This window comes from Fischerella thermalis PCC 7521, assembly GCF_000317225.1.
GTDB classification, from domain to species: domain Bacteria; phylum Cyanobacteriota; class Cyanobacteriia; order Cyanobacteriales; family Nostocaceae; genus Fischerella; species Fischerella thermalis.
On the sequence record NZ_AJLL01000017.1, the window covers coordinates 1 to 25,464 of the forward strand.

Here is a 25,464-nt window from a genome sequence, read left to right on the forward strand (position 1 = left end):
AGAGGGGCTGGGGGTGAGGTAAAAATATATTGCATCCAATTGAAAATCGATATAAATTCTCTCTTAAAATCCTCAGTCGTCTTACTGAGAGGATTTATTTTATTAATACGCGCCTACTTGCTTGCGTTAGTCTCTCATGTCCAAATTAAATATCAGCGATTTGCTGCCAAAATTACTCCAGGTATTGCTCAGTGCTGGTTTGCTGGCTTTTTTAGTTAACCAATTACCCCAGATAAATTTACCTTTGTGGGTGGAGGCAAGTGCATATAAGAACGGAATCGTTCATTTCGGTTAAGGATGTTGTGGGAAGAATGACGATTGGGGGGAAACGCTGGGTGCGCTGGAAGGGATGCTTCCTCTTCTCTCATTTAAAAACTTGTAGGCTCTAACACATAAGCGATACGGCCTTTTGTAAAAATTGTATAAAAAAGATATTTCTACGAAAGCATAGGTATTTCAGCCTTTTTCATACCTGGCACTGTGACGAGGAATAATGATCAAACAACTTGGCAGCAATTTTGAGGTCATAGCAATTAGCCATAACAAACTTTTCTGCGATTGCTTGAACTATCGCTATCGCTAAGGGTTTAAACCCTTAGCTAATAGCGCAAGTCGTCTGAAGACGACTCAAATAAATCAAAAAGTCTGCTTAAGCAGACTTTCACTATAAGACTGCGATTTCAATCGCAGGCTTCTGTTTTTTCGATGAGTCTTTGATTCTCGTCGATGAGTCTTTGATTCTCGTTGATGAGTCTTTATATTCTCACCAACGAGTTTTTTATTCTCACCAACGAGTCTTTTATTCTCACGCACGAGTCTTTCATACTCGCTGACGAGTTTTTGAACCTCATTAATGAGTTTTGAATACTCGCTGACGAGTCTTTGAACTTCACCAATGAGTAAATTAGGTGCGTAACAATAATCTAATTACTGACTACTGAATTAATTAGCTTCGTAACCCACCATGATTTACGGTGGGTTATGCTGTCGCTAACACACCCTACCAAGCACGAACCAAAAATTACAAAACTTCCCGTCCCAAATAGGGCTGTAGGACTTCCGGTATCTTCACCGTCCCATCCTCTTGTTGATAATTTTCCAAAATAGCCGCCATAGTTCGTCCCACAGCTAACCCAGAACCGTTAAGGGTATGAACTAACTGTGTTCCCTTCTTACCAGCTTCCTTAAAGCGAATATCAGCCCTTCGGGCTTGGTAATCGAGAAAATTAGAACAACTGGAAATTTCCCGGTATTTACCAGAAGAAGGAAGCCAAACTTCTAAATCATAGGTTTTGGCAGAATGGAATCCTAAATCCCCAGTGCATAAATTAATGACTCGATAAGGCAACTTTAACGCTTGTAGAATAGCCTCGGCATCGCCGACTAATTTTTCTAACTCATCAAAGGAAGTGCTAGGATGCACAAATTTCACCAATTCTACTTTATTAAATTGATGCAAGCGAATTAATCCCCGCATATCCCGTCCGTAACTCCCAGCCTCGCGCCGAAAACAGGGAGTGTAAGCACAGTGATAAATCGGCAAATCTTCAGCAGGGATAATTTCACCACGATAGAGGTTGGTTACTGGTACTTCTGCGGTGGGAATAAGCCACAAATCATCATCAGCACATTTGAAGCTTTCTTCCGCAAACTTGGGCAATTGACCGGTAGCTGTCAGCGAAGCACTATTAACTAAGAATGGAGGAATGACTTCTAGATAACCTGCTGCTGTTTGGCGATCGAGCATAAAAGAAATTAATGCCCTCTCTAGTGCTGCACCAGCCCCAATTAACGTCACAAAGCGACTTTGGGCAACTTTCACAGCCCGTTCGACGTTGAGAATACCCAATTTTTCGCCAATTTCCCAGTGAGGCAAAATATTCGCATTGTGTGGAATGTACTCATCACCCCAGCGCCGTACTTCCACGTTTTCTTCTTCATTTTTGCCTATGGGTGTAGAGTCACTAGGCAAATTAGGAAGTGCAAGTACCAGTTCTTGAATTTTGGCTATGATTTCTTTTTCTTGGGGTTCCAGTTCGCTTAAGGTGGCTTTCAGAGAGTTACCTTCATCCCGCAAGGTTTGAATTTCTGGGTCTTGAGGATTTATACCAGATTTAATCTTTTGCCCAACTAGCTTACCAATTTCGTTACTACGTGCCTGGAGTTGACTACGTTTGACCTCCAATTCACGTTGTTGTTTATTTAAATCTACTATCGGCTGAATATCATAGTTACCGCCACGAGTATTCAACCTTTCTTGTACGAATTGCGGATTTTCCCGTATTTGCTTAATATCCAGCACAGATTTTTCTCAGTTTCTAGTATTAGAAGGCATGAGGCAAAAGGCAGAAGAAAGGAGCATTTATTCTTAGCTGTTTACTCTTGACTTTTGACTAATGCCAAAATTTTGCCCCAGCTTTATCGCCAGGGCTATCACACTGCAATTTATTTTAGGCATTTCCAAGGTTATTTTCCAAATATTTATGATGTTTATCTGACCAATAGTCTGAATATTTGATTATTGCGATCGCTTTTTTATCACTTAGTTATAGAAATTATTATAGTTATTTAAGATTGTCCTTCTTGTTGGTTTTCTCTAGCCTGGCTGAAACGCTCTTCTGGAGTACCAGCAGGGGAAGGTAGCCAGTATGCCAGCACAGTGCTTAAACCAGTCCAATAAAGTGTCTGATTTTCTTTAGTTTTATCGTTGACCAGCTGGAAAGTACAAAGACCAATCATCACTGTACTGAAAAGGAACTGTATTCCGAATCTCCAAGTTTGTAATTCTCTCATCGTGTTAGACCTCCAAGCACCTTTATCACTTTATTTACTCAATTCGTATCACTCGTTAGTTAGATTTTGATGTCAGAAACATGTATTAGTCTCCACTCTCCAGAAGGATGATTCCGGAAAAGAGTCATTTGTTATTTGTTGGTGGTTCGTTGTTGGTTGGTAGTTAGTGGTTAGTGGTTAGTAGTTGGTAGTTGATGGTTGTTGATAATTTCCAATGCCCAATTCCCACCCCTCACACTCCCCCATTACCCCTAATCCCCACCTAACGCGTAATACGATTAAGTAGCCAAATTGACCCTACAAGTCCGGCAAAGTGAGCAGAGACTGTATTGGTATTTGCTTGCACTACAAGCATATCTAGACCACTGATGATGCGGTTGGGGTCAAATAATTGTGTAGTAATTGCTTGGGGAGATATAGACCTTGCTACCAGAGTACCAACAATCGCCTGCGCTCCTAACAGAGTCAACAACATTCCGACTAAATTCACTAATAGCCCAAACCGTAAGACTTGGACTGTTTCTAATTTGCTAGGGTGATTGTTAGGATTAGAAGATAATAGTTGTCTACCAATCCGGGTATAACGGAAAGCTAAATATACACCCACACCCAGGGTAACTAGTCCACAAATCGCCAGGAATATACCAAACCCACTGCCTGGGTTATTACTAGGGCTACCAGGTCTTTGGCTGAAAATACCAAATAGTAGCACAATAATTGTAGAAACTACACCTAGTACTAGCTGAATCCAAAAGCTAATCCAACCAACGAGGCGAAAGGTTTTAGCAATTTCCTGACGGCGAGAAGAAGATGATTGGGAGTCCACTGACATACTGATCACCTATGTGCTGGGGGGGCTTGATAGATTAACTATGACACTTAATACCATTTTGGATTTTAGATTTTGGATTGGTAAATTTTGACTGGATAAGCTTTGGTGTTATCCATCATTCCCAATCATTTTCCCAATGGGTACAACAATAGTCTTTAAGTATTCCAAGTCTAAAAATTCAGTAGACTATGCTGGCTTGAATGTGTCAAGAGGTGCAGGGATTAGATAGATAAATGTTAGCTTATGCTTTGTATTTTAAAGATTTACACTGGTGCGATCGCTGTAAAAAAAGTGTTTATTAAGTTTTACAGAAAAATTTGCAATTTACCTTTAAAATTGCTAAGGCAACAATTTATGCTTAAACAGTCCTCACACGCTCGGCATCACTAAACACAAAGACAATGGTCAAACTGTTGTCTGTTTGCTCCTCACCACACTGCCTAGAGCTTGGGGCAGGAGTGCATTTTTTGCACCTCTAAAGCTGGCGCATTGATAAGGTGCTGTCACTGGAATTTATTTCCGGTGCATGAAGTGCCATTCCCACAATTAAAAACTTGGGTTAATGATTTTATTGTGTGCGCTTGCCAATCCAGCCTAAGTAGCGTTATATACTTACCCAGATAGGGAGTAGCACTATATACTCACAAAAGGGATTGTAGGCTCGACCCTTGGGCATTGTTTTAGCCATTCTTCACTAACCATGAAACTTGAGGATATATATCAATTCTTTGAGAATCCTCCGCCAACTTACCTTTGTCAAGAACTAGCAGTTTGTTATATCTTGTACGTTTTATTACAAGGGGAGTCTTACGGAACCGAGTTAATCCAACGCTTAGAAACTGAATACCCCACCTATCGTCTTTCGGACACCGTACTTTACAGTGCGATTAAGTTTCTCGAAGACTACAAAGCCATTACAGGGTATTGGAAAAAACTCGAAGGACGCGGACGTCCCCGGCGGATGTACCAAGTTTCTTCAGAGTGGATTCCACAAGCACAGGATTTAGCACGTCTTTGGCAACAGTACATTAATGGGAGGACAAATTAACGAATAATTGATAATGAATAAGTCCCCTCCAATCAAGCAGTAAAAACTCACTATATGGATACCGCAATTCTGCCATCCACGTTGTTGCTCACTTTTCTTTTATCGGTCGGATTATTTTTCTTTGTTCGTGCCTCTACTAAAGACCGTACTGAAGTTGCACAACTGGTATCTGAGCAAGACGAAGCTACTTTCATGTCTCAATTAAGGGAGTATTTCCGAGCTAGGTCTTACCGAGTGGCAGCGGTAGACCCAGAACAAAACCAAGTTATGTTTGAAGGCAATGTTCGTCCCAGTTGGTTTTTAGCAGTATTTTTGACTATGCTAAGTGCTACTGGTATTCTTTGTCTATCACTGGTTTTGTCACAGCTTTTCCCTAACCTAAGTAGTTTTTTTATCGGGATGGTATTGCTATCTCCTCTCAGTGGGATTTTCTACTGGAAAAAAGCCGGAAAGCTTGAGAAGGTGTCGCTGAAGGTGGAACAAACCCAGAGCGAATCACCATCCTCAAGTCGAATTACTGTAACCGCCCATCGAGATGAACTGATTGAGTTAAAAAGGGTATTAAAGCTAAAGTCTGCTGAATAGCCACCAAGATACGATCACCAATGATTTCTTGATAGTACAAGCCGCCTGATTGATCTGCGGAATCAATCCAAAATGGTTTTACTATCTTCAAATCACTATCACTAAATGCAGATTTGTCGGAAATGGAAACAAAAAATACAACTAATGTCGATCAAAGACTATTCTCCACAAGAATTAAAATTCCTGTGGAGAGTAGGTTATATTTTGTTTGACAAAGCGGCTTGGCAAATTGTACAAAGACTAATTGGTGGTTTGCCTTCCACCAGAGAACTTGCTCCTAAGCACGTCGTTCATATGATACGAACTCTTTGCTGAGGGAGGAGTCGCTACATTCGCGTTTTTTGTACATCTTTGTCATCCAAACCTCATCCTGCAAACACAATGGTTTGGCAGGATTTGATTAATCTTATCCAGACCGCTAAATTTGACTGGCAAATTAGCTGAAAACTAAAAAAAATTAAATTTTTATATATCTTTAGCATTTTGCCAGTTAATAATTGTCAGAAGCCACAATCACTACCTAACTAAATCGCCTTAGATGTTTCAGCGACTTACCAATGCCATCGGTTCTGGGACAGCAGAAGGTTCTAAGGTTCTCAGACTGGGGAATAGAAAATGATTCTCTTCTACATACTGAGCGCCAAATAGCCCCTTTTCAGCCCAAAAGTATCTATCTGTTGTATGTTCGTTACGCTTTACGAGCAGCAAAGCGGGTGGCAAGATCCCTTCAGCTTGAATAAATTTTCTGGCTGCTGTCACAGGTTTATCTTCGCCGCTTTCAATGCTATATTGGGGCACATGCTCTAAGATACGCCGTCCTTCTTGCCGACGACGGCTCTTCCGCTTTCGTCTCCTTGCCAACCTTTTTTCCTCCTCTTCAAAGCTACAGATTGTAGTTATAGCTACAAAATCCGTCGTCATTATAAAAGTTCTAGTTCAAAAGATCAACAGTTTTTAAACTTTTGATACAAGAAAGATAATTTCTCTTAACGTAGATAAATAAGTTTGGTAAGTATTATGAACAGGGTTGGTGGTTGTTTGTTAGTAGTTAGTGGTTAGTGGTTGGTGTAGAGACGCGAGGAACATCACCTCTGTACATTAGTAGTTAGGGGTTGGTAGTTGGTTATTTCTAAAGCCCCATACTTCATACCTTCTGCCCTCTGCCTTCTGCCCTCTGCCTTCTGCCTTCTGCCTTCTGCCTTCTGCCCTCTGCCTTCTGCCTTCGGATTAATGCATTAGTTGCAAAATATAGTTAAGCTTTGTTACATATAGAACTCACACTTTTTCCTTATTTTGTCCCAATTCTGAGCAAGATCTGAAAAATGCTAATGTCTGCCAGTTCGGAATTTATTGCTCTGTGCCGAGAGCAAATGGCGTTACTAGTCCAAGGGCTGGGAGCGTCTTTGAGTGTTGTATATTTAACACAAGAATTGGTAGAGGCTCCAACAAATGAAGCGAAATTGATTCCATTGGTGGTTTATCCAGAAGCAGCAGTTGGAGGTCAAAGTACAAATGCTCTGGCACTACCAACACTAAATCAAAAGTTATTGACAGCAGCAAAAGATTTTCCTGTCCCATCAAAAGATTCTAAGACAGAAGATAGAACTTTAGAGGATTCAGCAGAAGAATCTCTTTTAAGCGGCGACAAAATCGTTTTACCTCTAGTCTATGAAGATGTCATGATGGGGCTACTGGTGACAGCCAGAGAAGATAGAGCATGGAATGAGCAAGAGCGGAGTCGTATAGAAAGTATAGCTCGAACACTGGCAATAGCCTGTATTTTAGACCAGCGACGCACATGGTTAGAAGTACAGTTGCATCAACAACAAATTCTGCAAGAGAAACAGCAGGATTTGCTAGATAACCTGTTACATCAATTTCGTAATCCTCTGACAGCATTGCGAACCTTTGGCAAGTTGCTTCTGAAGCGACTACGACCGGGAGATCCGAATAGAGAAGTAGCAGAAAGCATTGTGCGGGAAAGCGATCGCCTGCAAGAATTGTTGAAGAAATTTGACGAAGTGATTGATTTGGGTGTAGAAAATTTAGCACCTTTGAAACTACCAGAACAAGAAGAAATATTTGTAGAAGCAACTGTAGAAAAAGAACATAAACCGCCATTATTGCTACCAGGAACAGGCGAAAAAGAAGCAGATTGCTATATTACTGATATCTTGCAACCCTTGTTAATTTCAGCGCAAGCAATAGCTCAAGAACGTAACCTACAACTGACTGCAAATATTCCATCTAATTTACCATTAGTACGCGCTAACCGTAAGGCATTAACAGAAGTGTTTAGCAACATCATCGATAATGCTTTGAAATACACTCCTGCGGGTGGCAAGGTATTAATAGAAGCCGGACAACAAAAAGACAATCTCCAAGGAGTTGCGATCACAGACACAGGTCCTGGCATTCCGCCCGAAGATTTAGCACATCTGGGTGAAAGGCATTACCGGGGTGTACAAGCTCAAACTGAAATTCCTGGTACAGGGTTAGGAATAGCTATTGCTAAACAACTGATAGAACAAATGCACGGAGAAATTGAAGTCAAAAGTCCTGCTTTAAATCTAGCTATTACATCACCTCAAACACCAGGAACTACTTTTATTGTGTGGTTGCCAATTGCTAATAGTTAATGGTTAGTGGATAGTGGTTAGTGGTACACAATCAACAACTAACAACCACCAACCAACAACTATCTATCTGAGTGAAACTTGGAAATTTTGACCAATGGTCATTTGCAGGTCAGTATCTGGGTCAATGGCAATCAGATCAACACTATTTCTACCGAAGAATAGACCAATTAAAGCACCGATACCAGCACCGCCCAACACTTCTTCTGTGGCAATGGCGCGATCGCCTGTAACCGCAGATACAGCAGCAGCTGCACCTGCACCTAAAACAGTATTCTTCAAAATTGCACTAGTACTAATACCTTTTTTGACAGTTTCGGTTTTGGTAATTACTTCAGAAGCAGCGTTGATTTGATACTCTTGACCATTAGTTAAAAGTAATCTTTCTGCCACAAATTGAGAACCACCTTTAGCTGGTTTCAGTTGACCAACTACTTGGCTGTTAGCAGGTATAACTACTGTTCCTGCATCTGTTACCACATTTTGTGAAACAGTCAGTGTTAAAGGTGCTGTTTCATCCTTGGTGACGAGAATTTTTTCTGCTTTATCGTACTTCACAGGAATAACAGTTCCTTGGGGAATAGTCACAGCTACAGGTGGATTTTGTGGATTCTGTTGATTAACAGCGACAATGTAGGGGGAATTAATCGCTGCAACCTGACCAGTACTAACCAAAGCTTGATAGATAAAAGCTGCTACTTGGGCGCGTGTGGCAGTTTGTTGTGGCTGTAGGAATCTCAGACTTGGATAATTGACGACAATTTGCTTTTGAGTCGCAGCAGCTATCGGTGTACGGGCGTAACTAGAGATGCTATTACCATCACTATAAAATTGCAGAATGCTGTCTATATTACCGCTAGCAGTATAGTCAAGACCATTGGCGAGCGAAACTAAAACTTGCTCACGGGGAATATTTTGACCAGGCTCGAACCGATTTCCTGGATATCCTGACAAAAAACCAGTAGTATATGCTTGCTGAATAGCACTGTATGCCCAGTAGTTTCTGGAAACATCAACAAAATTCACAGCCTGCCGTTCTGATGATTTTTGAAAAGCTTTGTTGAGCATAGCAGCAAATTGAGCGCGGGTAACTGGTTCTTCTGGACGGAAGCTACCATCAGGGAAGCCAGCGATGACACCCCTTTGTGCTAATTCTTGAATAAATTGTCCTGCCCAATAGTTAGAAGAAACATCAGAAAAACTAGTTTGGGCGAAGGAAGGTGCAGCTGTTACTAAAGGCGCGATCGCACCTGCTGTAATACCTAATGCCATGAAAGCAGCACATCCCGATTGCCAACGGAATTGAGTAAACATTTATTTTTTCCTCTCTAAATTTTTGTTTTTTCTATTACTTAATAAGATTATTTGTGTAGCAAAATGTTCCTTAAATCTTCGTGTTTAGTAATAGAAATAAATTGTTTTTTAGTAAAAATACTACTGTTTGGCTAATAAACATTCAGCCAAATTATCATTTTTACCTTTAGTTTTTATAGACGCAAACTTGCAAAAATAGTTTCGCTCAAATCCCAAAATTTTCCGTATGTATGCAAAACAGCAGTATTTAAAAGCTCCTAACCTGTTTCAGTGTTAGCCAATGTATAGGTTCTACATCTCCAGACCACCAGAGTGAGGTTATCATTGACTTGATAACTCACCTGAGTCGCACCTCGCCCTGAGCAAGGCTTGAACTGAAGTTCAACCCTCATAGCCCAAGTCCATTAAAAAGGACTCAAATGTATAATCTAAAATCTACAACTGGTCATACTTTGCGTATAATATAATACTATTTCACCTTAATCGCAATACATTTCAATTCTGTAGAGACATGCCGTGGCAGGTCTGGTACAACACAAATATGTTTTACGTTTAAATTATATTGGTATAACCAATATATGCTTCTTCTTCATAAATCAGAGAGGGGTTTCCACACAGGAAACCCCTCAAAGTAGGGTCATCAGTTTTGAGAATGATGAAAGTCACAATTTAATTTCTGTTCATCTTAGAAGCGGGATACTACCAAATTAGAGTTGAGAGTGACATCCAAATCTTGTTGTGGGTTAATGACAACAACTTCTACTTCTCTTCTGCGTAGTAAAGTACTTGCTAAAGCACCAACAGCACCACCAGCTACGGGTTCTAGGACTTCAACTTTTTTGTTACCTGTAAGCAGAGAAATAACAGTAGCAGCACCTGCACCGAGAGCTGCATCTGTTAATATCGTGGTAGTCTTAGCTCCTTTCTTGATTGTTTCCTTTCTGGTAACCACTCGAGAACTTGCATCAATAGGCTGTCTTCTACCATCGCTAAAAACTAATTCTTGTGCTACAAACTGAGAACCTTTTACACCATTTATGGTTCTTGGTTGTAATTGTCCTTTAATTTTAGTTCCCGCAGGAATTAGAACATTGCGATTTCCGTCTACTACGTTCTGTGCAACTTCTAAGGTTACAGATGTGGTTTCGTCAGGAGTAACAACAATTCTATCTTTATCGAAAGTAACAGGAATTGTGACTCCAGGAGGAATTGAAACTGTCCTTGATTGACTAATTGGTTGATTTGGTCTAGTAAAAATTGCTGGTTGTTGTGCAGTTGCAACAGGAGCAAACAAAGGCACTATGGCGCTGGTTGACATTACCATTGCCATGAATGCTGTTGTTCCAGATTTCCAATAAAGCAAGCGATTCATAAATAGTCCTTCTTTAGCCTTAGTAGAGTAAATGACGTGATATTATTGACTATTGTTTCTGAGTTATGTTTAACCTCTCTACCGATGTATACTAATGGTAGAAGTTCTATGCTGAAAGTTACGTTATCTAGTTTTATTCCACATCATTTTATTAAGAAAATATGCTAGCTGCTTTCAAATATTCTTCTAGTGTTATGAACTCCAGAGGTAGTAATGGAAGCATCTGGGAAGGTAGTGAAGTCAATAAATATCTCCGCAATAAATACACCTGTGCTAAATGAATACTTGGTATCGCTTTTGAACACGGAAAATGACGAATTAACTTAGTTGAATTTACACAGATACAATCGCTCTCTGTAAATTCAGCGTAGATCAGGATTTAGGGTTTTTGGTCATGTGTATTTGAGCACAAAACAACTTGTTTGTGGGCCACCATGATATTTCGTATAGGATGAATACTCTGACAGACAAGAGCGATCGCTTGGTTCCAAATAAATAAAAATGATAATCAAACAAGTAATTATTAGGCAAGCAAGGTTCGCCTAACACCTATTGCTGTTTATTGGTACGGCTTGTTTTGACGACAGTAGCTAAGACGACAGAAGTTTTTCTAAGGTTTCAGTAAGTAGTTGATAAAAACAGTTATCAGTTATCAGGTAATTCGCTATGCGTTTACTGTTCACTGACTTAAATAAAATCACCCGATTGGGTGATTCCCTTGGATGAAGGCGATCGCCGTCTAAATTTAGACAATATAGATAAATGAGTGGAAAACTTGCTCTCAAGTTTTCCCAGTGTAGCGCCAAGTTTACATCAATGCGTGAGTTTATCCGGAAGCCTGTTATTAGAGTTTGTAGTTAAATGTGTTCCTAAAGAAGAGATATACACTAAAAGCGAAATCTCAAATCCAAAAAAAATTGCAATAACTTTGCATAAAACTCAAGAAACCAACTGTATATATAGGAAAAGGTTCAAAAAGCCAACTCAATCAATATACAAATTCTAAATTCTAAGGAAAACAATTATGACTAGCTTTACTCAAATCCAAACAAGAGGTGACTTATTATCTCCTGTGCGTGAATGGTTAGACTCTATTGATGTTCATAACGCTAAATTAGCTCATTTTCTATGTAAACTCATTCCTGCCCAATGTCCTTTTGAGCGTGATGTTGTAGTATTTGGTCGCAAGCTTTTCCACATCCCACCAATGTGTAAACTCAATCCTCTGTATGAAGAAGTTGTCGGTTTACGTTTCAAAGCTCTTTGCTATTTAGCAGATGAATGTGGTGAAGATATTACAGCCTATTGCTAATCATTTATGGTTAAGAGTAATGACAAACTGACTGTTTTATAACTTAACTATGGTTAATTAAAACTCTTCACCATTAGCTTTGGCAACTTATTTATGACAAGCACGCTCCCATTGAAATCCAGAGGTTTTTGCTCGTAAGAAACGCTAAATTAGTGTGGGCAAAACCTCTGGATAAAATAAAAGTTTTCAATAATATCAAAGTTGCAATCTATATAGAGAACTTTCCATCGCGATCGCTTCATACATAATTCTGCGTTGGATTCATCTATATCACTGAACACCGATCAGTAACTGTAGAAAGTGGATTTTCGCCCCGTGTCTGCACTTAAGTCACGGGCGACATTTTGACTGTCTAGAGCTAGGGAAGAAAAGCTAACTAAGTATTACAGCGTTAAAATATGGTTATTTTGCAACAGGATGTTTTAGAATGGTAGTTGTTTTTACTGTAATTTTTAGCACTAGCTAACCGACAATGAAACCTGTTGCAGATACTACTGATTTTCCATCGCATACGCAAGAACGGACGCCAGTGATTCTCACTTCTGAGCTGCGAAAAGTTTACCGCACTGGCTTTTTTTTGAATCAAAAAGTCGTATCCCTCAAATGCTGTTCTTTAACTGTTTACAAAGGAGAAACCTTTGGGCTACTGGGGCAAAATGGTGCTGGCAAAACAACATTGTTAAAATTATTACTAAGTATTATACGTCCTACCTCTGGACGGGGATTACTTTTAGGTAAACCACTGGGCGATCGCACAGTCAAAGAACGTATTGGTTACTTACCAGAAAATCCCTATTTTTATGACTATCTTACGGGTTGGGAATTTATTCAGCTAGCAGCCGGATTATTCCAAATTCCTGCAAAGGTGCAACACCAACGTATTCCTCAATTGCTAGAATTAGTCGGTTTATCGCAAGCTGATGCTCGTCACAAGCAAATGCGTCGCTACTCTAAAGGTATGCTACAGCGTGTAGGTATGGCACAGGCGCTAATTAACGATCCAGAAGTGGTGTTTTTAGATGAACCTATGTCTGGGTTAGATCCGGTAGGACGGTTACAGATGCGGGAAATAATCCTATCACTGAAAGCCGCAGGCAAAACAATTTTTTTCAATAGTCATATTTTAAGTGAAGTAGAACAAATTTGCGATCGCATTGCTATTCTTGCTCAAGGTGAATTAATTTGTTCTGGTTCTCTTAATGAACTCTTGGGAACATACAACACATACCATGTCAAAGGTCAAGGTGGCGATTGGGAAATTTTGCAAAAATGGGTTCCTAATCTGGAATTTGTACCTGATGGTTATTGGCAAGGTGACTTGCAAGGTGACACCTATGATTTTTTTGCAAGTCTGAATCTCATGGGTGGGCAAATAATTAGTATGAATTTGTCACGTTTATCTTTAGAAGAGTTTTTTATGCAACAGATTCAAAAGTATAAACAATAAGAGGATTTTTATTGGTCATTGGTCATTAGTGATTGATCACTATATTCAGAAATAAACTAATAACAACCAACAACCAACTAAATACATTGTAATTATTGCCACAATTATTTGTATAATTCTAGAGTATTTTTAAAAGCCGCTTGAAATTAGCTTCATTAAAAATTCAAATTGCACATACAATCTCTTTTCTGAAGAATACGGTTTTTTCAGAAAATAATATTATTAGGGAACCCGAATATTTAAGTATAGTCAACGATAAACTGATAAGACAGTGCTTTACTCATGGTATTTCAGGTAAATATGCTTAACACAAGTTTGTGGAAACTTTTTAGTCAACCAGTGGCAGGGTTGCTGTTTTTCACCCTAGCGTTGACAAACTTCTTACCTGCGGTCATGGCTCAAACACAGACACCCACTGTGAAACAGTGCTTAGACCAAGAATTGGCTGACAGTAGAAATACACAAGCTTCGTATACAGGTTATACATTAGGTGGTGGCGATCGCATCCGTGTAAATGTCTTTGAAGTTGAAGAATATACTGGGGAATACACCATTCCTCCTGGTGGAGCAATCAATTTAGCTCTTATTGGCACTGTCCCTGTTCAAGGTCTTTCAACAGAGCAAGCTGCTAACGTAATTGAGTGTGCTTACAGAACTTATTTGAAGCGTCCCATCATCTCAGTGAATTTGTTATCGCCTCGCCCCATTAATGTGACCGTAGCTGGAGAGGTATCACGACCAGGAGCTTATAGTCTCAGCTTATCAGGAGGTGCAGGTCAAGATCCTGGTGTGCAATATCCAACCGTGATGTCGGCACTGACAACGGCTCAAGGGGTAACACAAGCCGCAGACATCACCCAAGTACAACTACGGCGCAGGTTGGGATACGGTCCAGAACAAGTCATTACCCTCGATTTAAAGAAATACATCCAAACAGGCACTTTACCACAAGACGTTACTCTGCGGGATGGCGATACTATTTTTGTACCAACAGCAACTGGCTTGAATTTAGCAGATGCACGCAACTTATCTGCCGCTAGCTTTGCTGCTGATATCACCCAACCTCGTTCAGTAGTAGTGACTGGTGAAGTTAACCGTCCAGGTACATACCTTGTCACTCAAGGACAAGCAGAGGGTGCAGGTACTGGAACTACAACAGGAACTAATGCGCCAGCTATTTCTGGTCAACCTACTGTATCACGAGCAATTCAACTTGCTGGCGGGATCACACCACAAGCTAATATTCGCGATATAGTTATTCGCCGACCCACAAGAACTGGCACAGAGCAACAAATTAGGGTCAATTTCTGGCAATTACTGCAAAGTGGTGATATCAATCAAGACATCGTTGTCCAAGATGGTGATACTATTGTTATCCCCACTGCTACAGAAGTCAATCCAGCAGAAGCTACGCAACTAGCAAACACTACTCTGTCTCCGTCACGCATTCAAGTTGGTGTGGTAGGGGAAGTCAAAAATCCAGGAAGAGTTGAAGTTCTGCCCAATAGTACATTGAATCAAGCTGTGCTGGCAGCAGGTGGATTTAATGATGCTAGAGCCAGAAGTTCCACCGTTGATTTGATTCGTCTCAATCCTGATGGTTCTGTCACCAAGCGTAGAGTGAAAATTAATTTCTCCGCAGGAATTAACGAGAAAACCAACCCCATACTTCGCAATAATGATGTTATAGTTGTTAACCGTTCTAATGCAGCTCTAACTGGTGATTCTATAGGCGCTATCTTTAATCCAATAGGTACTGTCTTAGGTATTATTAGATCTGTACTCACCGGGTTTTAACAGTAAACAGTTATCAGTAAACAGTTATCAGTTTTATTGCTGGGTCTAAATCCCATATCAATTTCTGGAAAGTTTTGCTAGCAGATCACATTTCCTTACCATACCCCTATAACTGATAACTGTTGGCTGATACGAAACTGTTTGTAGACTGATAATGTCATTAAGTCATATGAGTTACCAATAACTAGTGACTAGTATGCAATTTCAGCTTAGCAGACAGCGACGTTATGTATCCTGGAGACAGTCATTACTGTGTAGCCTGACTTTAGCTTTAAGTTGGGGTGCAGCCATGCCTGCAACTCTAGGGGCAGAAACAGTTACTATTCGCTTAGGGCCATTTCAACAGTCAGTAGCGATCGCGGATTTAGAAAAATTTGCCAAAACCGGAGATTTACCAGATAATCTGCAACTATTTTCATCTATACTGACACCTCAAATTAGAGAATTACTCACAAAGCGTCTGGAAATAGATCCAGCTGTTGCTGACAAATTCGTTGCACAATTAAAACAAAACCCAGTAGGCAAACAATTTATCTCATCGTTGACGGCTGTAATACCAGGTAGTAGCGCCGAAAGTCTGCAAGCAACCCTCAATTTAGCACTACGGCAAGTCAATGGTCTGAGTGCGCTGGGTTTTTTACGAGCCTACCCGCAAGAAAATGTAACAGTAGACGCATCTCAGGCAATCTCTGTGGCACTGGAATTAAACCCCGGCTACTGGCAAAGCCAAATTTTTGGAGCAGTATTATCACGTGAATTAAGTGTTAAAAATAGTACACCGATAACAACAAACTTCGATCCTGCTGCTCCTGGGAAACAAACAGTCCAGCAACAAACATTCATCCTACAAGACCGACAACGGAATCGTACTATACCTGTAGATATTTATTGGAGTAATGGCGATCGCCAAAATCCAATGGTTGTAATTTCTCACGGGTTTGGGGCAAATCGTAGATTTTTGAGGTATTTGGCGCGTCATCTTGCTTCTTACGGTATCACGGTCGCCGCAATTGAACATCCAGGTAGCAACGTCACAGCTATTAGTAGAAACTCAAATCAACCCAATCTTCAGAAGTTACTACCAGAGACTGAATTTATTGACAGACCCAAAGATATTAGCTTCACACTCAATGAACTGGCGAAACTGGATAACCAACCGGGACAACTGCAAGGAAAACTAAATACAGATAAGGTTACTGTGATCGGACATTCTTTAGGTGGTTATACAGCCTTAGCTTTGCTAGGAGCAGAGGTTGACTTGCCACAATTGCGGCAATTCTGCAAAGATTCTTTAAGTTTTGGCCAAGCTCCCGGTGACTGGTTGCAATGTGCAGCAGCTTCTCTACCAGAACGAAAACTGCGGCTTAAAGATGAAAGAGTAAAAAGTGCGATCGCTCTTAATCCTCTGGTTGGCAATCTCTTTGGTAAAAACGGGTTAGCTCCAGTCAAACAACCAGTTCTAATTTTAACTGGAACCGAAGATACTCTGACTCCCGCACTCAAGCATCAAATCACACCCTTTAGCCAATTAGGAGGCGAAAAATATTTACTTTGTGCTGTTGGTGGTACGCACTTAAGTATTAGCGACCCTACATATCAGGCTAGTGATGCTACTACCATTGTCAGAGAACGGCGGGGTGAAGAAACTAAAGCCTTACGTCAGTTGCTGCAAGGTGTGAGCTTGGCGTTTGTCAAACAACAGACACCAGAAGCCAAAACCTATCAACCATTTCTGACACCAGCTTACGCTCAATCTCTCTCTAGATCACAACTGCCGTTAAGTCTTGTTTCAGAATTACCAGCAAATCTTAAACCGTGGCTCAAGCTGGTGGGTCAGTAAAAGGGGAAAACCAGATGCTGAGGAGTGGGGGGAGTGTGAAAAATATAAAAAGTCTTTTCTCCTCATACCCCTCATAACCCTCGCACTCTCCCTACCCTTCCTCTCCAGCATGATAGGAACTGCGAACTAGAGGACCGGAACGGACGTGGCTAAAGCCCATTTCTTTGGCGATCGCACCCAATTTATCAAATTCTGCTGGTGTCCAGTATTTTTGCACTGGTAAATGTTCTAATGAAGGACGCATATACTGACCAATTGTCAGGCGATCGCATTTGACTTTACGGAGATCTGCCATAGTTTCGATGACTTCTTCCACAGTTTCTCCATGTCCCAACATCAAACCAGATTTAGTGGGGATGGTGGGATCGATTTCTTTAACAATTTGTAAAACTAAAAGCGAGCGATCATACTTTGCACCTCGGCGTACAGGTCCGGTTAACCGTCTTACTGTCTCGATATTATGGTTATAACAAGCTGGTTTGGCGTTAGCGATCGCAGCTATACGTTGCCGTTCACCGTAAAAATCCGGAGTCAACACCTCAATTTGAGTCTCTGGGTTCAGTTGGCGAATCACCTCCATTGTCTTTACAAACCAACCAGCACCCTGATCGGATAAATCATCACGGGCTACGGAAGTCAGCACCACATAACGTAATCCCAACATTTGTACAGCTTCTGCCACCTTTTTGGGTTCTTCTGGGTCTAAAGGCATAGGTGCATGTCCTTTATCTACTTGACAAAAAGCACAAGATCTAGTGCAAGTCGGTCCCATGAGTAAAAAAGTCGCAGTTTTTTGGGCGTAACACTCTCCTCGATTCGGACAACGTCCTTCTTCACAAATCGTGTGAATCTGGCGCTGCTTGATAATACGTTGTACCGTCGAGAGTTCACTAGCTTTGCCAATAGGGCGACGCAACCACGTTGGCATAGCAGCAATTTCAGACTTATTGTTTCTTTCAGCCTTCATCCTTCATCCTTCATCCTTCTTTATCACCATGACATAAATTACAGTCAATCAAAGCCGAGGTTAGTTAAAACACTTTCATATATCAAAGTTTCTCCAGGAAAATACTATCCCCCAATCAAGATAAATATTGGGTATAGTGGGAGAATTCAACAGCCGTAAGGCAGCAAAAACCGTATCAAAACCTAAAGTTTCTGTTAGAGCGAGCAGTCGTGGCAAGTAACAAAGTTCTAGTTATCGATGACACTACAGTTGTCCGGGTAAAAGTACGAGAAATGTTGCCTCCGGGCAACTTTGATGTATTAGAAGCAAAAGACGGCGTAGAAGGACTTAATCTAATCCGTCAGGAAAAATTCAGCCTAATAATGTTGGATTTCCTGTTGCCAAAAATGAGCGGCTGGGAAGTATTTCAGCAGATCCAATCCCAACCAGAACTCAGGAAAATTCCCCTAGTGATCATGTCTGGTCGCAAGGAAGAGGTTACAGAGAAAATTGCAGAACCTTTTGAAAATTTTGAATTTCTTAGTAAACCTTTTGATCAAAAGCAACTCATTGGCGCAATTAAGTCAGCCATGACAAAAGCTAAACAGCCACGCCAAGAACCTGCACCAGTGGCCGCATCTAGTACTGAGAACAATGCTACAACAACTCCTGATGCAGGCATTCCTTCCTCAGCTAATGAGATTCAAGCATTGAATGAAAAAATAGTCAAAATGCAAACAGAAATAGATGCCTTGAAGAAACAATTAGCTCAGGTTGTCACCTTTATAAAACAGAAAATCAAGTAGTATCAATTCAAATTTTATGCTCACAACTAGAGCTACTAGCCTGCTGAAGCAGGCTTTTTTGTTTGAATAATTATTAATTTATATTACTTCTTTATATAGTCTATTTATAAGTTTACTTATAGCGCTTAGAGGTGATTCGTAAAGAAAATCTAAAGAGCTTTTGAGTGAGCTGGACTAGATTTTAATCTAGATCAGGTTGAATAGTTGTAGAAAAGATGAGTAGTTTACCTGAGATTGCCAATCCCCAAAGGAAACCCTATGCTAGCGATCTGAGTGATGCAGAGTGGGAAGTATTGAAACCACTTCTACCCGCACCTAAAGGGTTTGGTCATCCTGTAGAAGTGGATTTTCGTGAGATTCTCAATGCCATCTTTTACGTACAACGTACAGGATGCCAATGGGAAATGTTACCTCATGACCTCCCACCCTACACCACTGTGTATGGCTACTTTCAGAAATGGCAACGTAAAGGCATCTGGCAACAGATACACGATCAAGTGCGCCAAAAACTACGAAGGGAATTAGGTAGAGATGAGCATTCCACCGTTGCCATCGCTGACTCTCAGTCGGTGAAGACAACGGAAAAAAAGGGGAGGTCTACGGTTTCGATGGTGGCAAAAAGGTTAAAGGGCGTAAGCGCCATATAGTTGTAGACTCGCAAGGATTATTGATTGGTGTTGTTGTGACTGAAGCAAATGCCCCAGAACGATTGGGAGCGATAATTGTATTGGATGAAGCAAAGGAAAAGTTGTCCCGATTAGAAGTTATTTGGGTAGACCAGGGTTACTCTGGTAAAAACTTTGCCAATGCAGTTCAGCAAGTCTGTGGTGAACAGGTGAGAGTGGAAGTAATTGAACGAACCTCTTATCGTTTGCATGAAGTACAGCTTTATCAGTGTGCATCTGTGTTCATCCGTGTTCGTTTTTTCCTCTACCGTACCCAACTGCAAACCGCTATTTATATTATACAAAACATACATAATTCTCTGAAATTAGATGATAGCAGTAATCGACCAGTGGGAATACTAAATTTATGGACACCATAATTAGACTTGGTTAGAAAAATGTTAGTACCATTAGATAAAATTATTCCCCTTCCTGGCTATCACATTACTGAGCAAATTTACTTGGGTAGTAGAACTAGTGTTTATCGGGGTATCAGAGAGCAAGACCAACAACCTGTAATCATCAAATTGATGCGGAATGAATACCCTAGCCTCAATGAATTAGCTCAATTTCGCAATCAGTATACAATTAGCAAAAAACTTGATTTTCCAGGTATAGTTAAAACTTATAGTTTAGAAAATTATCGCAATGGTTATGCCATAGTCATGGAAGACTTTGGTGGCATTTCACTTCAACAATGGCTAAGCAAAAAAAGCACAGCAATTCCCAAATCTGAAGAAATCAATAAATTTGAATTATCCATTACTGACTTTTTTGATATTAGTATTCAAATTGTTTCTATCCTTGATCAACTGCACCGTCAACGCGTCATTCATAAAGATATCAAACCCGCCAATATTTTGATCAAACCCACTACAAAAGAAATCAAAATAATTGACTTCAGCATCGCTTCCCTTCTACCAAGAGAAATTCAATGTCTCACTAATCCTAATGTTTTAGAAGGTACACTATCCTACATTTCCCCAGAACAAACTGGGCGAATGAATCGGGGAATTGACTACCGCACTGATTTTTATTCCCTCGGTGTCACCTTCTTTGAACTCCTCACAGGACATTTACCCTTCACCGCTACTGATTCAATGGAGTTAGTCTACTCTCACATTGCCAAGGAAGCACCAAAAGCCAACCAAGTTAATCCTAAAATTCCGCCAATCTTGTCTGATATCATCAGCAAGCTAATGGCAAAAAATGCTGAAGATCGCTATCAGAGTGCTTTGGGTTTAAAGCACGACTTAGAGATATGCAAACAACAGTTACAAGAGACTGGCAAGATCGATACATTTGAGTTAGCAACTCGGGATATCTCAGACCGTTTTCTTATTCCCGAAAAACTCTATGGTCGTCAACGGGAAGTAGAAACTTTACTCACCGCTTTTGAACGTCTTGCTAATCCCCTTACAAATGAATTAAGGGGAACCGAAATGATATTGGTTGTTGGTGATCCTGGCGTCGGGAAAACTGCTGTAGTTAACGAAGTTCACAAACCCATCGCCCGTCACCACAGCTACTTCATTAGAGGAAAATTTGACCAATTTCAACGCGATATTCCCTTTGCTGGCTGGGTAGAAGCTTTTCGCGATTTAATCAGGCAATTATTATTAGAATCTAATGCTGAAATTCAACTATGGAAAGCCAAAATTTTGGCGGCTTTGGGCGAGCAAGCTCAAGTCATTATTAATGTCATTCCTCAACTGGAAAAAATAATTGGTAAGCAACCTCCTGTTGATGAACTATCTGGCAATGCAGCCGAAAATAGATTTAATTTATTATTTCAAAGACTTATCCAGGTTTTTACTAGTAAAGAGCATCCTTTGGTAATATTTTTGGATGATTTACAATGGGCAGATGCTGCTTCTCTAAAATTCATTCAATCACTCACAACTTCCAGGCAGTCTCCTCTATTGTATTCTACTAAATCAGAGGATACACGAGAGTATAAGGCAGAAGAAATAGGTAGTAATCAAGGAAGTATATTACTAATAGGTGCATATAGAGATAATGAAGTTTCTAGAACACATCCACTTTATTTAACACTCAATGAAATTGAAAAAAATAGAGGTATCATTAATACCATCACACTCAAACCATTAAATCAGAATGATTTGAATCGCTTGATTGCTGACACTCTTCATTGCTCGGAAGCCCTTGCTATTCCTCTAACTCAAATGGTGTTTGCCAAAACTAAAGGTAATCCATTTTTTACCAATCAGTTTCTTAAGTCTCTGCACGCAGAGCAACTAATTAAATTTCATTTTGATGTTGGTTATTGGCAATATAATCTGTCAGAAATTATAACGTTGTCCCTTACAGACGACGTTGTCAAGTTTATGGCTATGCAACTAGAAAAGTTGCCGAAATATACCCAAGAAGTCCTGAAATTAGCAGCATGTATTGGCAATCAGTTTGATCTAAAAACACTATCAATTGTTTATGAAAAGAATGCGATAGATACAGCTTCAGATTTGTGGACAGCTTTACACGAAGGATTAGTTATACCTGAAACTGATGATTACAAGTTATTTATTGGAGAAAGTAATCAGGCGTTGATAAGATGTAATGAGAAGCAATCGATTGAATTACCAATTACCAATAATCAATTACCAAAATATAAATTTGTCCATGATCGAGTCCAACAAGCGGCTTATTCATTAATTCCTGAAGATAACAAAAAATCAATTCATCTCAAAATAGGCAAGCAGTTATTGAAAAAAATCCCAATTCAAGATTGGGAAGAAAATATATTTTCTCTCGTCAATCAGTTCAATATTGCAGTAGATTTAATTACTAATCCAGTAGAAATCGACGAGATCGCTAATATGAATTTAATCGCTGGATGTAGAGCTTTAGCATCAACCGCTTATGCAACAGCAATGAAGTATTTAACTACTGGTATCGAACTCTTAAAAGATGATAGTTGGAAGAGAAAATATGAACTGATCCTATCTTTGTATGAAACAGCAGCAGAGGTAGCATACCTACTTGGTGATTTTGAGCAGACAGAACAACTTGTCCAGATAGTTTTAGCAAAAGCTAAAACATTACTAGAAAAAGTAAAAGTTTATGAAGTAATGATTAAAGCTTATGGAGCACAGAACCAAGCAGTAAAAGCAGTCAAAACTGCGCTTATAGTTCTCAAACAGCTAGGAGTAGAATTTCCTGAGAATCCTACCCAGTCTGATGTACAGCTAGCAATGGCAGAAATAACTTCAAATTTAAATGGCAGACCTATTGAAGACTTAGTTGACCTGCCAGAAATGAAGGAAGCTAAACCATTAGCAGTTATGCGCATTTTATCAACTGTAAGTAGCTACGCCTATCTATCTGCTCCTGAATTGTATCCACTAATTTGCTTTCGACAAATTCATTTATCTCTGAAATACGGCAATACCTTATTTTCTGCGTGTGTATACGTTAATTACGGTTTATTTTTGTGTGGGGTAATAGGAGATATTGAATCTGGCTATCAGTTTGGTAAATTAGGTACAAATTTGCTGACTAAGTTCAATGCTAAAGAAGTCAAAGCCAAGACTATAGGGTCATTTAATATCATTATCAGGCATTGGAAAGAACATGCTAGCAAAATATTAAAACCTATACTGGAAGCTTACTTCGTTGGACTAGAAACTGGAGATTTAGAATACAGTGCTTATGCTTTAAATGCTTATTGCTACTATTCATATTTTATAGGTAAAGAACTGACAGAGCTAAAACAGGAGATCGCAAACTACAGCAAGGCTATAGCTGAAATCAACCAAAAAATAGTATTTCATTGGAATGAAATTTATCACCAGAGTGTTTTGAATTTATTAGAGAGTGGGGAGAATACCTATCATTTAAGCGGTGAATCATATGATGAGGAAAATATGTTACCTATTCACCTGCAAAATAATGATGTCATGGGACTTTTGTTTCTATTTTTCAATAAACTATATCTTTGTTATTTATTTCAAGAATTTCATCAAGGTATAGAAAATGCTAACATGGCGGAAAAATATTTACAGGGTGGAATAGGACAGTTAGTTTTTCCTCTTTTTCATTTTTATGATTCATTGGTGCGACTAGCAGTATATTCACAAGTACCCATTTCTGAACAACATTCCATCCTTGATAGAATACAAGCTAATCAGAACAAAATGCAGAAATGGGGCCATCATGCTCCAATGAATTATCTGCACAAATATTATTTAGTAGAAGCAGAAAGGTATCGAGTTTTAGGTCAATATTTGGAAGCGATTGACTCTTATGATCGTGCCATTGCTCTTGCCAAAGAATACGAATATATAAATGAAGAAGCTCTCGCTAATGAACTTGCCGCTAGATTTTATTTAGAATGGGGCAAACATAAGATAGCCCAAACTTATCTTACTGATGCATATTATTGTTATTTGCGCTGGGGAGCAAAAGCCAAAGTTGACGATTTGGCAAAACGCTATTCCCAATTACTTGCTCCTATTCTCCAGCAAGGTAAACTAAGTCCATATACCAGTGAAAAAATTACTCTTTCTCATCACGCCACTTTATCTACACAAAACAGTCACCAAACTTTAATTAGCTCTTGCACAAGTGTATCTAATTCTTTAGATTTAACTACTGTAATTAGAGCCTCACAAGCACTGTCTGGAGAAATTGAACTGGAGCAGTTATTATCTACTTTAATGAAAGTAGTCATGGAAAACGCAGGAGCCTCCAAATGCGCTTTAATGCTGAGTTCAGGTGATGATTTGGACTTAACTATTACTGCTATGAGTTCCAACTCTAATTTAGCATCTACTTACACAGAATTCCCTAACATTAGCCTTTCTTGTAGCTATGATTTGCCAGTTAATTTGATTAATTATGTCAAACGTACGAAAGAAATATTTGTTGTTGATGATGCCAAATTAGAAGATTTTATCGCCAATGATCGCTATATCCTGCGTGAGCGACCCAAAAGTCTGTTATGTATTCCGATTATTAATCAGGGGAAACTCCTTGGTATATTGTATCTAGAAAATAATCTGACAACAGGAGCGTTTACACGCGATCGCCTAGAACTTCTGCAAGTAATTACGACCCAAGCAGCAATCTCTCTTGAGAATGCTATCCTCTACAAAGATTTGGCACAAGCGAAAGAACGCTTGGAGGAATATAGTCATACTTTAGAAGAGAAAGTTGAACGCAGAACACAGGAACTTAACGAGAATAATCAGCGCTTAAAACAAGCAATAGTGAATTTGCAAAACGCCCAAACGCAACTGATTCAAAGTGAAAAAATGTCTAGTTTAGGGCAAATGGTAGCCGGAATTGCCCATGAAATCAATAACCCCATCAACTTTATTCATGGGAACATTACTCATGCACAAGAATATGTGCAAGATTTATTAGAGTTGATTGCTATTTATCAACATGAATTACCCAATCCCTCTGCTCAAGTTGCAGAGAAGTCTGAAGAAATAGATCTAGATTTCTTAGTGCAAGACCTACCTAAAGTTTTGGATTCTATGAATGTAGGAACGTCGCGTATCCGCAATATTGTTTTGGGTTTACGCAACTTCTCCCGCTTAGATGAAGCTGACATGAAGCCTGTAGATATTCATGAAGGCATCGACAATACTTTGATGATCTTACAACACAAGCTGAAAGCAAATAATGATCGTCCTGAGATACAAGTCATCAAAGAATATGGAGAATTGCCAGAGTTGACTTGTTATGCTGGTCAGTTAAATCAGGTGTTTATGAATATTTTGTCTAATGCGATCGATGCGCTCGACGAAGGAAATAGAAATAACCACCAGTCCCCAGCCCCTAAAATTCGGATTATTACTGAGTTAGCAAATAAAAATACTGTCAAAATTTGTATTGCCGATAATGGCCCTGGTATCAACACTGAAATACAACAAAAAATCTTTGACCCATTTTTTACTACAAAACCAGTTGGAAGCGGGACAGGTTTAGGATTATCGATTAGCTATCAAATTGTTGTAGACAAACATAAGGGTAAGCTAATCTGCGATTCTAAACCAGGACAAGGGACTGAATTTGTGATAGAGATTCCAATACAACAGTGAATA

General features: G+C 39.7%; 18 protein-coding genes and 1 pseudogene. 12 read left to right on the forward strand and 7 right to left on the reverse strand.

Features of this window, described 5'->3' with window-relative positions; translation table 11 throughout:
• A partial coding sequence (locus UYK_RS27115) for a hypothetical protein (RefSeq protein WP_040469035.1) occupies positions 1-219 on the forward strand: 219 nt, incomplete at its 5' end.
• Positions 220-1,021: 802 nt separating this feature from the next.
• On the opposite strand, the gene serS is transcribed toward UYK_RS27115, so the two are convergent.
• The 3 genes from serS to UYK_RS0104675 form a co-directional block, all read right to left on the reverse strand.
• Positions 1,022-2,302, reverse strand: a complete 1,281-nt coding sequence (gene serS / locus UYK_RS0104665) for a serine--tRNA ligase (RefSeq protein ID WP_009459840.1) — start codon at positions 2,300-2,302, stop codon at positions 1,022-1,024.
• A 266-nt stretch (positions 2,303-2,568) separates the two neighbouring features.
• Complete coding sequence (locus tag UYK_RS0104670) at positions 2,569-2,793, reverse strand: hypothetical protein (RefSeq protein WP_009459841.1); 225 nt, start codon at positions 2,791-2,793, stop codon at positions 2,569-2,571.
• Between the two features lie 262 nt (positions 2,794-3,055).
• Positions 3,056-3,625, reverse strand: coding sequence for a DUF3611 family protein (locus tag UYK_RS0104675; protein WP_009459842.1), 570 nt, complete (start codon positions 3,623-3,625; stop codon positions 3,056-3,058).
• A gap of 700 nt (positions 3,626-4,325) precedes the next feature.
• Between UYK_RS0104675 and UYK_RS0104680 the strand changes: the two genes are divergently transcribed.
• The 3 genes from UYK_RS0104680 (at position 4,326) to UYK_RS0104690 (ending at position 5,573) form a co-directional block, all read left to right on the forward strand.
• Positions 4,326-4,673: a PadR family transcriptional regulator gene (locus UYK_RS0104680; RefSeq protein ID WP_009459843.1), complete on the forward strand. Its 348-nt coding sequence runs from the start codon at positions 4,326-4,328 to the stop codon at positions 4,671-4,673.
• Between the two features lie 54 nt (positions 4,674-4,727).
• Positions 4,728-5,258 carry a cofactor assembly of complex C subunit B gene (locus UYK_RS0104685; protein WP_009459844.1) on the forward strand — a complete coding sequence of 177 codons (531 nt, stop codon included), beginning with the start codon at positions 4,728-4,730 and terminating at the stop codon, positions 5,256-5,258.
• Positions 5,259-5,402: 144 nt separating this feature from the next.
• Positions 5,403-5,573: a hypothetical protein gene (locus tag UYK_RS0104690; RefSeq protein WP_235182302.1), complete on the forward strand. Its 171-nt coding sequence runs from the start codon at positions 5,403-5,405 to the stop codon at positions 5,571-5,573.
• 228 nt (positions 5,574-5,801) lie between these two features.
• On the opposite strand, the gene UYK_RS0104695 is transcribed toward UYK_RS0104690, so the two are convergent.
• A complete protein-coding gene (locus UYK_RS0104695) occupies positions 5,802-6,119 on the reverse strand; it encodes a DUF3155 domain-containing protein (protein ID WP_026086363.1) in 318 nt (105 codons plus the stop codon).
• 461 nt (positions 6,120-6,580) lie between these two features.
• Between UYK_RS0104695 and UYK_RS0104700 the strand changes: the two genes are divergently transcribed.
• Positions 6,581-7,897, forward strand: a complete 1,317-nt coding sequence (locus tag UYK_RS0104700; protein ID WP_026086364.1) for a GAF domain-containing sensor histidine kinase — start codon at positions 6,581-6,583, stop codon at positions 7,895-7,897.
• Between the two features lie 63 nt (positions 7,898-7,960).
• Here UYK_RS0104700 and UYK_RS0104705 read toward each other — a convergent pair whose 3' ends face one another.
• Positions 7,961-9,208: an S-layer homology domain-containing protein gene (locus tag UYK_RS0104705; RefSeq protein ID WP_009459849.1), complete on the reverse strand. Its 1,248-nt coding sequence runs from the start codon at positions 9,206-9,208 to the stop codon at positions 7,961-7,963.
• A 685-nt stretch (positions 9,209-9,893) separates the two neighbouring features.
• Positions 9,894-10,580, reverse strand: coding sequence for a hypothetical protein (locus tag UYK_RS0104710; protein WP_009459850.1), 687 nt, complete (start codon positions 10,578-10,580; stop codon positions 9,894-9,896).
• 1,024 nt (positions 10,581-11,604) lie between these two features.
• Here UYK_RS0104710 and UYK_RS0104715 point away from each other — a divergent pair.
• The 4 genes from UYK_RS0104715 (at position 11,605) to UYK_RS0104730 (ending at position 16,976) form a co-directional block, all read left to right on the forward strand.
• A complete protein-coding gene (locus UYK_RS0104715; protein ID WP_016871006.1) occupies positions 11,605-11,892 on the forward strand; it encodes a Mo-dependent nitrogenase C-terminal domain-containing protein in 288 nt (95 codons plus the stop codon).
• A 472-nt stretch (positions 11,893-12,364) separates the two neighbouring features.
• Positions 12,365-13,339, forward strand: coding sequence for an ABC transporter ATP-binding protein (locus UYK_RS0104720; RefSeq protein WP_009459853.1), 975 nt, complete (start codon positions 12,365-12,367; stop codon positions 13,337-13,339).
• A 300-nt stretch (positions 13,340-13,639) separates the two neighbouring features.
• Positions 13,640-15,136, forward strand: coding sequence for an SLBB domain-containing protein (locus UYK_RS0104725; RefSeq protein ID WP_016871007.1), 1,497 nt, complete (start codon positions 13,640-13,642; stop codon positions 15,134-15,136).
• Positions 15,137-15,332: 196 nt separating this feature from the next.
• Complete coding sequence (locus UYK_RS0104730) at positions 15,333-16,976, forward strand: alpha/beta hydrolase (protein WP_009459855.1); 1,644 nt, start codon at positions 15,333-15,335, stop codon at positions 16,974-16,976.
• A gap of 91 nt (positions 16,977-17,067) precedes the next feature.
• Here the strand turns inward: UYK_RS0104730 and lipA are convergent, their stop codons facing one another.
• Positions 17,068-17,943 carry a lipoyl synthase gene (lipA, locus tag UYK_RS0104735; RefSeq protein WP_009459856.1) on the reverse strand — a complete coding sequence of 292 codons (876 nt, stop codon included), beginning with the start codon at positions 17,941-17,943 and terminating at the stop codon, positions 17,068-17,070.
• Positions 17,944-18,152: 209 nt separating this feature from the next.
• Between lipA and UYK_RS0104740 the strand changes: the two genes are divergently transcribed.
• From UYK_RS0104740 to UYK_RS0104755, 3 genes and pseudogenes are all read left to right on the forward strand, one after another.
• Positions 18,153-18,728, forward strand: coding sequence for a response regulator (locus UYK_RS0104740; RefSeq protein ID WP_016871008.1), 576 nt, complete (start codon positions 18,153-18,155; stop codon positions 18,726-18,728).
• Between the two features lie 215 nt (positions 18,729-18,943).
• Positions 18,944-19,593, forward strand: a pseudogene (locus UYK_RS0104745) (IS5 family transposase); the annotation flags it as partial.
• Positions 19,594-19,791: 198 nt separating this feature from the next.
• Positions 19,792-25,461 carry an ATP-binding sensor histidine kinase gene (locus UYK_RS0104755; protein WP_016871010.1) on the forward strand — a complete coding sequence of 1,890 codons (5,670 nt, stop codon included), beginning with the start codon at positions 19,792-19,794 and terminating at the stop codon, positions 25,459-25,461.
• Positions 25,462-25,464: the final 3 nt, after the last annotated feature.

Coding starts and splice junctions, on each gene's coding strand:
- UYK_RS0104670 (WP_009459841.1), bottom strand. CDS start 2,793: ATGAGAGAATTACAAACTTGGAGATTCGGAATACAGTTCCTTTTCAGT.
- UYK_RS0104685 (WP_009459844.1), top strand. CDS start 4,728: ATGGATACCGCAATTCTGCCATCCACGTTGTTGCTCACTTTTCTTTTA.
- UYK_RS0104720 (WP_009459853.1), top strand. CDS start 12,365: ATGAAACCTGTTGCAGATACTACTGATTTTCCATCGCATACGCAAGAA.
- UYK_RS0104690 (WP_235182302.1), top strand. CDS start 5,403: ATGTCGATCAAAGACTATTCTCCACAAGAATTAAAATTCCTGTGGAGA.
- UYK_RS0104675 (WP_009459842.1), bottom strand. CDS start 3,625: ATGTCAGTGGACTCCCAATCATCTTCTTCTCGCCGTCAGGAAATTGCT.
- UYK_RS0104680 (WP_009459843.1), top strand. CDS start 4,326: ATGAAACTTGAGGATATATATCAATTCTTTGAGAATCCTCCGCCAACT.
- UYK_RS0104755 (WP_016871010.1), top strand. CDS start 19,792: ATGTTAGTACCATTAGATAAAATTATTCCCCTTCCTGGCTATCACATT.
- UYK_RS0104725 (WP_016871007.1), top strand. CDS start 13,640: ATGCTTAACACAAGTTTGTGGAAACTTTTTAGTCAACCAGTGGCAGGG.
- lipA (WP_009459856.1), bottom strand. CDS start 17,943: ATGAAGGCTGAAAGAAACAATAAGTCTGAAATTGCTGCTATGCCAACG.
- UYK_RS0104710 (WP_009459850.1), bottom strand. CDS start 10,580: ATGAATCGCTTGCTTTATTGGAAATCTGGAACAACAGCATTCATGGCA.
- UYK_RS0104730 (WP_009459855.1), top strand. CDS start 15,333: ATGCAATTTCAGCTTAGCAGACAGCGACGTTATGTATCCTGGAGACAG.
- UYK_RS0104715 (WP_016871006.1), top strand. CDS start 11,605: ATGACTAGCTTTACTCAAATCCAAACAAGAGGTGACTTATTATCTCCT.
- UYK_RS0104700 (WP_026086364.1), top strand. CDS start 6,581: ATGCTAATGTCTGCCAGTTCGGAATTTATTGCTCTGTGCCGAGAGCAA.
- UYK_RS0104705 (WP_009459849.1), bottom strand. CDS start 9,208: ATGTTTACTCAATTCCGTTGGCAATCGGGATGTGCTGCTTTCATGGCA.